The sequence below is a fragment of the Pelagibius litoralis genome (assembly GCF_011683915.1).
Classification (GTDB): domain Bacteria; phylum Pseudomonadota; class Alphaproteobacteria; order Kiloniellales; family Kiloniellaceae; genus Pelagibius; species Pelagibius litoralis.
The window spans coordinates 418,214-424,748 of the sequence record NZ_JAAQPH010000002.1; the positions used below are offsets into that span (position 1 = coordinate 418,214).

The 6,535-nt window shown below is 57.6% G+C and carries 16 protein-coding genes and 1 pseudogene; 8 read left to right on the forward strand and 9 right to left on the reverse strand.

Going from position 1 to position 6,535, the window contains the following annotated elements; translation table 11 throughout:
- Positions 1 to 55 precede the first annotated feature (55 nt).
- From HBA54_RS29825 to HBA54_RS04285, 9 genes and pseudogenes are all read right to left on the reverse strand, one after another.
- Positions 56 to 310 (reverse strand): annotated as a pseudogene (locus tag HBA54_RS29825) (DUF1376 domain-containing protein); the annotation flags it as partial.
- On the reverse strand, positions 303 to 737 hold the full coding sequence (locus HBA54_RS04250; protein ID WP_167221687.1) for a hypothetical protein: 435 nt from the start codon (positions 735 to 737) through the stop codon (positions 303 to 305). The gene HBA54_RS04250 and the pseudogene HBA54_RS29825, both read right to left, overlap by 8 nt.
- A complete protein-coding gene (locus tag HBA54_RS29830; protein ID WP_367575701.1) occupies positions 734 to 1,099 on the reverse strand; it encodes a helix-turn-helix domain-containing protein in 366 nt (121 codons plus the stop codon). The genes HBA54_RS04250 and HBA54_RS29830 overlap by 4 nt, the downstream gene beginning before the upstream one ends.
- Positions 1,099 to 1,398 carry an SANT/Myb-like DNA-binding domain-containing protein gene (locus HBA54_RS04260; protein WP_167221691.1) on the reverse strand — a complete coding sequence of 100 codons (300 nt, stop codon included), beginning with the start codon at positions 1,396 to 1,398 and terminating at the stop codon, positions 1,099 to 1,101. The genes HBA54_RS29830 and HBA54_RS04260 overlap by 1 nt, the downstream gene beginning before the upstream one ends.
- Positions 1,395 to 1,709, reverse strand: a complete 315-nt coding sequence (locus tag HBA54_RS04265; protein ID WP_167221693.1) for a hypothetical protein — start codon at positions 1,707 to 1,709, stop codon at positions 1,395 to 1,397. The genes HBA54_RS04260 and HBA54_RS04265 overlap by 4 nt, the downstream gene beginning before the upstream one ends.
- Positions 1,706 to 1,996 (reverse strand): hypothetical protein, encoded by a 291-nt coding sequence (locus tag HBA54_RS04270; RefSeq protein WP_167221695.1) that lies wholly within the window; start codon positions 1,994 to 1,996, stop codon positions 1,706 to 1,708. The genes HBA54_RS04265 and HBA54_RS04270 overlap by 4 nt, the downstream gene beginning before the upstream one ends.
- Positions 1,997 to 2,613: 617 nt before the next feature.
- Positions 2,614 to 3,000, reverse strand: coding sequence for a hypothetical protein (locus HBA54_RS04275; protein ID WP_167221697.1), 387 nt, complete (start codon positions 2,998 to 3,000; stop codon positions 2,614 to 2,616).
- The gene (locus HBA54_RS04280; RefSeq protein ID WP_167221699.1) at positions 3,000 to 3,191 is read right to left on the reverse strand and encodes a hypothetical protein; all 192 of its coding nucleotides are present in this window, start codon (positions 3,189 to 3,191) and stop codon (positions 3,000 to 3,002) included. The genes HBA54_RS04275 and HBA54_RS04280 overlap by 1 nt, the downstream gene beginning before the upstream one ends.
- Entirely contained in the window at positions 3,191 to 3,625 is a 435-nt protein-coding gene (locus HBA54_RS04285; protein ID WP_167221701.1) for a hypothetical protein, read from the reverse strand. Before HBA54_RS04285 ends, HBA54_RS04280 begins: the two co-directional genes overlap by 1 nt.
- 184 nt (positions 3,626 to 3,809) lie before the next feature.
- Between HBA54_RS04285 and HBA54_RS30000 the strand changes: the two genes are divergently transcribed.
- The 8 genes from HBA54_RS30000 to HBA54_RS04325 all read left to right on the forward strand — a co-directional run bounded on the left by HBA54_RS30000 (position 3,810) and on the right by HBA54_RS04325 (position 6,437).
- Positions 3,810 to 4,436, forward strand: coding sequence for a helix-turn-helix domain-containing protein (locus tag HBA54_RS30000; protein ID WP_167221703.1), 627 nt, complete (start codon positions 3,810 to 3,812; stop codon positions 4,434 to 4,436).
- A 7-nt stretch (positions 4,437 to 4,443) separates the two neighbouring features.
- Complete coding sequence (locus tag HBA54_RS04295; protein WP_205944394.1) at positions 4,444 to 4,851, forward strand: hypothetical protein; 408 nt, start codon at positions 4,444 to 4,446, stop codon at positions 4,849 to 4,851.
- Between the two features lie 238 nt (positions 4,852 to 5,089).
- A complete protein-coding gene (locus tag HBA54_RS04300; protein ID WP_167220918.1) occupies positions 5,090 to 5,392 on the forward strand; it encodes a hypothetical protein in 303 nt (100 codons plus the stop codon).
- The gene (locus tag HBA54_RS04305; protein ID WP_167221706.1) at positions 5,389 to 5,565 is read left to right on the forward strand and encodes a hypothetical protein; all 177 of its coding nucleotides are present in this window, start codon (positions 5,389 to 5,391) and stop codon (positions 5,563 to 5,565) included. Before HBA54_RS04300 ends, HBA54_RS04305 begins: the two co-directional genes overlap by 4 nt.
- 21 nt (positions 5,566 to 5,586) lie before the next feature.
- Complete coding sequence (locus HBA54_RS04310) at positions 5,587 to 5,724, forward strand: hypothetical protein (RefSeq protein WP_167221708.1); 138 nt, start codon at positions 5,587 to 5,589, stop codon at positions 5,722 to 5,724.
- A gap of 22 nt (positions 5,725 to 5,746) precedes the next feature.
- A complete protein-coding gene (locus HBA54_RS04315; RefSeq protein ID WP_167221710.1) occupies positions 5,747 to 5,965 on the forward strand; it encodes a hypothetical protein in 219 nt (72 codons plus the stop codon).
- Between the two features lie 14 nt (positions 5,966 to 5,979).
- Positions 5,980 to 6,201: a hypothetical protein gene (locus tag HBA54_RS04320; protein WP_167221712.1), complete on the forward strand. Its 222-nt coding sequence runs from the start codon at positions 5,980 to 5,982 to the stop codon at positions 6,199 to 6,201.
- A 26-nt stretch (positions 6,202 to 6,227) separates the two neighbouring features.
- On the forward strand, positions 6,228 to 6,437 hold the full coding sequence (locus tag HBA54_RS04325; RefSeq protein ID WP_167221715.1) for a hypothetical protein: 210 nt from the start codon (positions 6,228 to 6,230) through the stop codon (positions 6,435 to 6,437).
- Positions 6,438 to 6,535: the final 98 nt, after the last annotated feature.

Here is a 6,535-nt window from a genome sequence, read left to right on the forward strand (position 1 = left end):
TCGCGTTGTCAGATTGCTTCCTACTGTGCTGTCTGACGAAAGTGGCCTCGTCTGTCAGACGGCCTTGGGTAATGCTGTCAGACGACTCTATGAAAAAGGGCCACAAGACGGGCTTGACCCTCCTCCACTGCCCCGCAGTCAGCTTTGCGTATCGAGCAAGTAGCTTGTCATCATTCGGGAGCTTGTTTTCCTTAGAACGCCACATGGCAATCAACAGCAACAGGTATGCTCCATGCTCAATCGTCGTGAGGTGTGTGGTGTCTCCCAGATAGGCGTCGGTGAACAATGGAAACGCCGGAAATTCAGCCATCGACGCGCACCACCTCTCCGTTCATCTTCTTCCTGAGGGACTTGTCAAACCCCCTGCTGCGGATCTTCGCGCGCTTGGTGAGTCGACCAAAACCATCATTTTGTGCGGAAAAATCACTTAACGCCTTGCCGTTGCACACCTTTTCACTGTCGACCAAACGGCGCTTTTCAAGCCGCCTCGCCTTGGCTATCTCGTGCCTGTCAGAGCCATAGGTGGTGGCTGGGGTGCCGTTGGTCTTCACGCTGGCGCAGTGCGGGTGCCAAAGGCCATCAGGCTTGCCAGTGTTGCCCAGCGCCACAGGCCATTCATGCTCCGCAACGCACCAGTCTGGATAAATTGCGCGCTTACACCCGCAGCCACAGAAACCGTCCTGGGCCTCGTACATAGCTTCCCGTTGTTTGGGGGTAAGGCTGGCGCGTTTCGTCATGCAGCCGCCCCCTCAATCCCGATGTACTCCCTGACTGCTTCGTAAAGATCCTGATACTCCGGATCTTCAGCTAGCCGACGCTCGGCAGACCTGCACCCGGATATGACGGTTGTATGGTCCCGCGATAAGAACCGCCCTATTTCTGGCGTTGAACGCGCCGCACAGTGTCGCCTCATTACCAGCATGGCGAGTTGACGTGTCGATGCGACGGTTGGCGCGCCCCGTGGGCCACAGATAGTTTCACGGTCGAGACCGGACACCATGCATACAGCGCTCAACACATCAGTCATGCGCGGTCGTCTATTTCGGGAGGTTGCCGCTATAGCCGCCTTATCTGTGAGAAGAATCCAGTCCCGGTGCATCAAGCCACCCTCCCCAGCGTGTCTGCGAGGGGTATGCGAACGGGCTTCAACAGGGAGCCCCTGATGCCTAGGCGGCGCGCGGCGCTGACGACAGAGTTCTCATTTCTGTTCAGCGTGCGGGCGCAGAATTTGGCTCCGTATCGCCGGTACAGCTTGATCAGCAGATACTCCTCTTCGGAGGTCCAGTCACCGGACCGCAGTGGAACGCCCATCTCCTCATAGTCTGGCCGAGCCACCCACTTGGAGCCGCCGCCCGGCATGTTCACGAGAATGCCGCCTTCGGTGGACTTGTCTGTCATGCCCTCACCTCTTCTTCCGTCAGAACCCAGCGGTTTTTTGTGTTCTTACGCCATGCATGGAGAAGGACGCGGCCCTTTGCCTGCATCCGGGGCAATGCCTCGCAGTCCAGCATCTTGGTGCGCCGTGCGGCTCGGTTGCTGCCCGTGGTGGTCTGCACATAAACGGGTGTGCCGTCCTCCGGCAGGGCCAGAATATCGATCACTCCAAACAGATCCTTGCGGATGTTCACACGCGGTACCCAGCGCTCTACCACTTCGGCCATATAGCCTTGGTCGCGGAGGTGCTTAAGGCTGCGTTGTGTGGGGCTCATGGGCGCGAAACCTGATTTGAGAGCTTCGGGAACTTGCAAGGATTCATGATCTTCCTGCGCTTGTCGCCGTGGCCAACGTAGGTTCGCTTGCGCTCTGCCCAACACTTCGGGTCTTTGCAGATGTCGTCAGGATGCGAGCAGCCATCGTTGCAAATGTTGCTGGCCTTCTCGACATCGCCCCAGGTGTAAAGCCCGGTGTGGCAGATCAGGCAGTTCCCGACGCGCTTGAGGTCTGCGGGCGTCTTTCCGGGTGGGATCTCAAGGCCGGGCTTTAGCTTCTTGCTCACATCACCCCTCCCCGCTCATGTGTGGGTCTGGGTGCGCCGTAGAGCAACATCTCACACGCGCCGTTTTACGCCCCGGTGTCTCGTCTAGCCGGGCTATGCTCGGCTCTTGGCAGGCAATCCTCACCGCGCCGAAACGCCGCCGCACCCAGGGACTACAGAGCTTGCTCTGCACTCCTTGGAGGCGGTGAAAGGGTGCCGGTACTCTCCCGGCTGTCACGCCACTACGGCAGGTGTCGCTCTCCGCTGGGCCGGAGCCCTGGGAACTGAGTGCCGGGCTTCCACCGGCTTCACAGGTGCGCCCTGCTTTGTTGGATTTCCGCTCGCATCCAAACCGTGCGCGCGATGGCATCGCTCTTGCCGTTGCCGACTGCGCAGTCGAATGCCCTGTGCCCAAGGCTCTGTACTGCGCCCCTCCATCGAGCAGGAGGCAACGGTGTGGCAAGGGGCTTTTTGCAAACTGGCCATGCATAGCCAGCACCTTGCCTTTGCGAATTCTTGAATTGCGGACAGAGCCCCCGCCGCCACGGGTTAGCGCAGCAGCGGGGGAGTTCAGGACAACCGGCAGGGAGCTAGGCAGGCCCCGGTTGCCCTCTTCAGCGCAGGAGAGAACGCGCTGGCTATGCATCTTCAAGCCCCTCACCGGGACGGTATGTGATGGTTACGGGTACGCAGGCGATGGCGTTTCGCCCGCCATTCTCTAGTGCCTGCTTTCGCGTTAGATAGCTGCTTGTGCAGTAGATTTCGCCATCGGCCTCAAACACCGCCACCCACACCTTTGCGGTCTTGGGCTCTTCTGGGATGTTGATGAGGTCTACTGAACATGAATCACAATCTTCATCGCCATACCGATGCCCAGCCTTTGTATAAGACTCTATGTATTCATAGCCGTCGTTTTCGGTAATCAGCGCCAGGATTGAATAGACTGTGGTGCGCCTGTCCGTACAGATAATCCGCGCCTTGCGGCCATCGCGGGTTTGGACTGGCTTGGTGGGGTCGAAGGTCATCAGTATCTCACCCGCCGATGACAGAGACAGCCGAGAAACAGCCCTAGGCCAGCAATGGCGACAAGGGCGACTTGCCCCCAAATGTTGCCGCCGATCACTACAAGCGGGTAGACGGCACCGCCGAACCCACAGACCACCCCAACGGAGAGGCAGAACTGCCCCCTGGTAAACCATTTGTCGTTTTCGCTCATCAGCCAGCGGCCTCCTGCCTGCGCCAGCGATGCATGTAAGCCACCATCTTGCGCACCGGCCCGAGAAATACAGTCAGGGCCAACTTGCGTTTCTCGACATGGCAAAGCCTGCCGTCGTGCATCATCGGCCCGATCTGCCCAACGGTTTCCATCACGCTTTGGCAGGCCTCGTACTCGCAACCGGTTTCATTGCCGACGTGCGTGCAGGCATAGCTCTTGGCTGCCATGTAGCGTTCGGCAAAGGGCGGGATGTTCAGCAACGCGGGAAGGTGCGCCACGGCGTCCTTGGTTGCCCCCTCCGTAACGGCGTAGAGATTGCGCTCGGTCATCCCGGCCAGCGCAGCGGCTTCGCGTGTGGAAATGTCCCTGCCCTGCCCCACGCTCTCGACAAGGAATTTACGGATCTCAATGGAATGCTGCTCGTTTCGTTTCATTGTCCTAGCTCTCCTTCTCGTTCTATCTCTGCGTTATGGCTCTACGACCAATCGGCGAAATTCTTTTACATGTGCTCGCGAGAAGTCGCGTTAACTATTCGCGCCTTGATTGCGCCTCAATTACGTGCGTACCATCGGAGGCAATCAAGCTTGAGGGGACGGGCTCAAACGAAGGGAAAGAGCCTTGCCCGAAAAACTTCACGCACTGCACCTCGTCGTCGACAACTCAAGCTGCATCATCAGCCCCCGTAGAGCGTTCAAAGCGGCCCTCATCCACGGACACGCCTCGCACTCGAAGTTCTCGAAAAATTCGGAAATGATAGCGGGGCGGGATTCTCCCAAACGCGCGCCAGTTGCTCACCGCAGCGGGCGTAACTTGGAGAAACAGGGCCGCCTTGGTCGTGCCACCGAGCGCATCAAGAATCTCATTAACACTCATCATCAACCATTGTATTCACGCCACTTGAATATTGTCAAGCCACTTGAACATGAACAGATTTCAGGTAGCGATGCTGCCACAATAATCGTCATGGCAACCGACGCACCCACCACACGCAACGTTAATGCGATAGCTGAGCGCCTAAGAGTCACGCGTGATGCGCTGGGATTGAGTCAGGCTGAGATGTGCCGCGGCTCCGGAATAGCAACCAACACTTACAATCAGTGGGAAAAAGGTCGAGGGCGGCCAGAGCTTGATAAGGCGATCCTGATATGTGACGCCTATGGCCTTACGCTGGATTGGATCTATCTGGGCGATAGTTCCGGGCTGCCCTATCGTCTTATTGAAAAGATTCGCCCAAAAGCCGGGTAACGGCACTTTGATAAACTGGGCACCCGCGCTTTTCTTTATCACTTTGGTCATTGTGGCGACTGGTCGGACCAGCCAGTCGCACGCAATAGATATCACTGATTTTGAAGAAAACGGCTATTTTGCTGGCTTGGTTGACCCCTCTCCCGAAGACAAGGCCCTTCTGTCGCCCTGGAAAATGGCCTACTACAAAGACCACAATAATGACGGGAAGTTTACCATTTCCGAGGCATGGGAATGGATCAAGGACACGTTCTTTTTCCCGGGCTACACGGTAGTTTGGTTGCTTTGGGGGACCGTCGCAGGGGTGTTCTTTGAAATCACACCCCACTCCTTTCAAGGCGGAATAAGCGGAACGCTCTCTATGTTTGCGTGGGGTTTGGCTTGGCTCATCGCAGCCGTCATCTTCTCTGACTAACCCGGGCAGACGCCCGTATCCTCACCCAAATTCCTAATAGTCGGTAAAGCGAGCTTCAAGCCACGTGAATTATTTGCTTGCAACATTCACGTGGCTTGAATATACTTCTCTCCATCAGCACGACGCTGACCCGGCGCAAATCCGAAAAGCTCCATCCCCCAAGGGGGGCGCGCCGGAGCCCCCAAGGCCCCGCTGCTGTTTCCTCCCGACTGGCAGCGGGGCCAACCGGAGAGAGAGAATGGCAAACATCAAATATTTCGCTGAGTGCAACGGCCAGCCGGTGCAGCTGGACAACGTCTACCACCTGGGCGGCGCATCCACGAAAGCGAGTGAGTTTGAGGGCCAATGCTCTGTCTGCGGTGAACGCCACCGCGCCGAGCGCAAGGTTGAGTACAAGCGCTTCCCCACCAAGCACGAGTGCGATGCGCGCTGCATGAACGCCACCGGCAAGGTGATGAAGTGTGAATGCTCGTGCGGCGGCAAGAACCACGGGCGCGGCCATCGGGTTTCGCAGACGGTTCTAGAGGTGGCCACGTCATGAACAAGAAGTTGGCCGGTCCTGTGGCCGATCTTGCACAGGTGAAAAAGGACCGGGAGCGCAAGGCTTATAACGCGCTGGTTCTCCAGGCCTGGGACGAATTGGAACACGAAGACAAGCGCGAACAACGAGCACGCAAATCCGACGTAGAGCGCGCCGGGCGGCAACGCCTCTAACCTACCAACCGGAGAGAGAGAATGACTTACCAGGGATACGAATTCGAGAAGACAGCCCCTCGTCGCTGGTACGTCACCTCCAAGAAATTTGGCAACGTCTGTGGCCCATTCAAGACGCGCAAGGGCGCGCTCGAATACATCGCCAAGATCGACGCCTAACCCCACCGGACGGAGAGAGAGAATGACTCACACAGTCAAAGTCAAAGCGCACCCGCTGTCGGATGGAAGTCACGTCTATCAGGTGATGATTATCGGGCCCATTGAGGAAGACAACCGTCGCCGCGTCGTTTCATTCGAAGCCACCAGCGAAGAGGGTGCCAGTGACATGGCGGACACTTTTGTTGACGCGATCAACGGCCATTCCTTGCAGTCGGCTGACGTTGTTTGGGACCCCGCCTAACCCCGGAGAGAGACATGATCAACATCGCATTTACGCGCGGCGAGCTTCTCCAAGTCCTTACCGGTTTGGATGAGAGCATCAGCAGGCAGCGGAATGATCACTGTGCGGCAGTCGCCTATGCGTCCCGCAATCCTCAATACGGCCAAGGCCTCGTGCAGCAGAGCGAGTCACTTCTGAACGGGTACGTGACCCTTCGGGATCGCCTGAACGACTACTTGGCGGAAGCGGCGGCTTAAGGCTTGGCATCAGTAGGAGAAGAGAGATGAGCAAGCCAATTTGCAAGGGCTGCGACAAGCGCCCGGAAGAGCTTCAAGAGTACGTTGATATGGCGAAGCTCGAAGACATGACACCGGACGAGTATGTGCAGTCCGAAGAAGGCACTTACAACCCGGCTAATGGCCACTTCCTCTGCACGCCCTGCTACGCAAAAGCCGGTATGCCTTCCAGCCCGAGTGGCTGGGTTTGCCCGTAAAAGCCGCCAATGCTGGCGGAATAGGAGAAGAGAATGACGCATTCGAAAGCCCCATGGACTCGCGACCTAACACTACCCCACATGATCATCCGCATGAA

Excerpts from the sequence above, each read along its gene's own strand:
- HBA54_RS04250 (WP_167221687.1), bottom strand. The coding sequence starts at position 737 with ATGACGAAACGCGCCAGCCTTACCCCCAAACAACGGGAAGCTATGTAC.
- HBA54_RS29830 (WP_367575701.1), bottom strand. The coding sequence starts at position 1,099 with ATGCACCGGGACTGGATTCTTCTCACAGATAAGGCGGCTATAGCGGCA.
- HBA54_RS04260 (WP_167221691.1), bottom strand. The coding sequence starts at position 1,398 with ATGACAGACAAGTCCACCGAAGGCGGCATTCTCGTGAACATGCCGGGC.
- HBA54_RS04265 (WP_167221693.1), bottom strand. The coding sequence starts at position 1,709 with ATGAGCCCCACACAACGCAGCCTTAAGCACCTCCGCGACCAAGGCTAT.
- HBA54_RS04275 (WP_167221697.1), bottom strand. The coding sequence starts at position 3,000 with ATGACCTTCGACCCCACCAAGCCAGTCCAAACCCGCGATGGCCGCAAG.
- HBA54_RS04280 (WP_167221699.1), bottom strand. The coding sequence starts at position 3,191 with ATGAGCGAAAACGACAAATGGTTTACCAGGGGGCAGTTCTGCCTCTCC.
- HBA54_RS04285 (WP_167221701.1), bottom strand. The coding sequence starts at position 3,625 with ATGAAACGAAACGAGCAGCATTCCATTGAGATCCGTAAATTCCTTGTC.
- HBA54_RS04300 (WP_167220918.1), top strand. The coding sequence starts at position 5,090 with ATGGCAAACATCAAATATTTCGCTGAGTGCAACGGCCAGCCGGTGCAG.
- HBA54_RS04305 (WP_167221706.1), top strand. The coding sequence starts at position 5,389 with ATGAACAAGAAGTTGGCCGGTCCTGTGGCCGATCTTGCACAGGTGAAA.
- HBA54_RS04310 (WP_167221708.1), top strand. The coding sequence starts at position 5,587 with ATGACTTACCAGGGATACGAATTCGAGAAGACAGCCCCTCGTCGCTGG.
- HBA54_RS04315 (WP_167221710.1), top strand. The coding sequence starts at position 5,747 with ATGACTCACACAGTCAAAGTCAAAGCGCACCCGCTGTCGGATGGAAGT.
- HBA54_RS04320 (WP_167221712.1), top strand. The coding sequence starts at position 5,980 with ATGATCAACATCGCATTTACGCGCGGCGAGCTTCTCCAAGTCCTTACC.
- HBA54_RS04325 (WP_167221715.1), top strand. The coding sequence starts at position 6,228 with ATGAGCAAGCCAATTTGCAAGGGCTGCGACAAGCGCCCGGAAGAGCTT.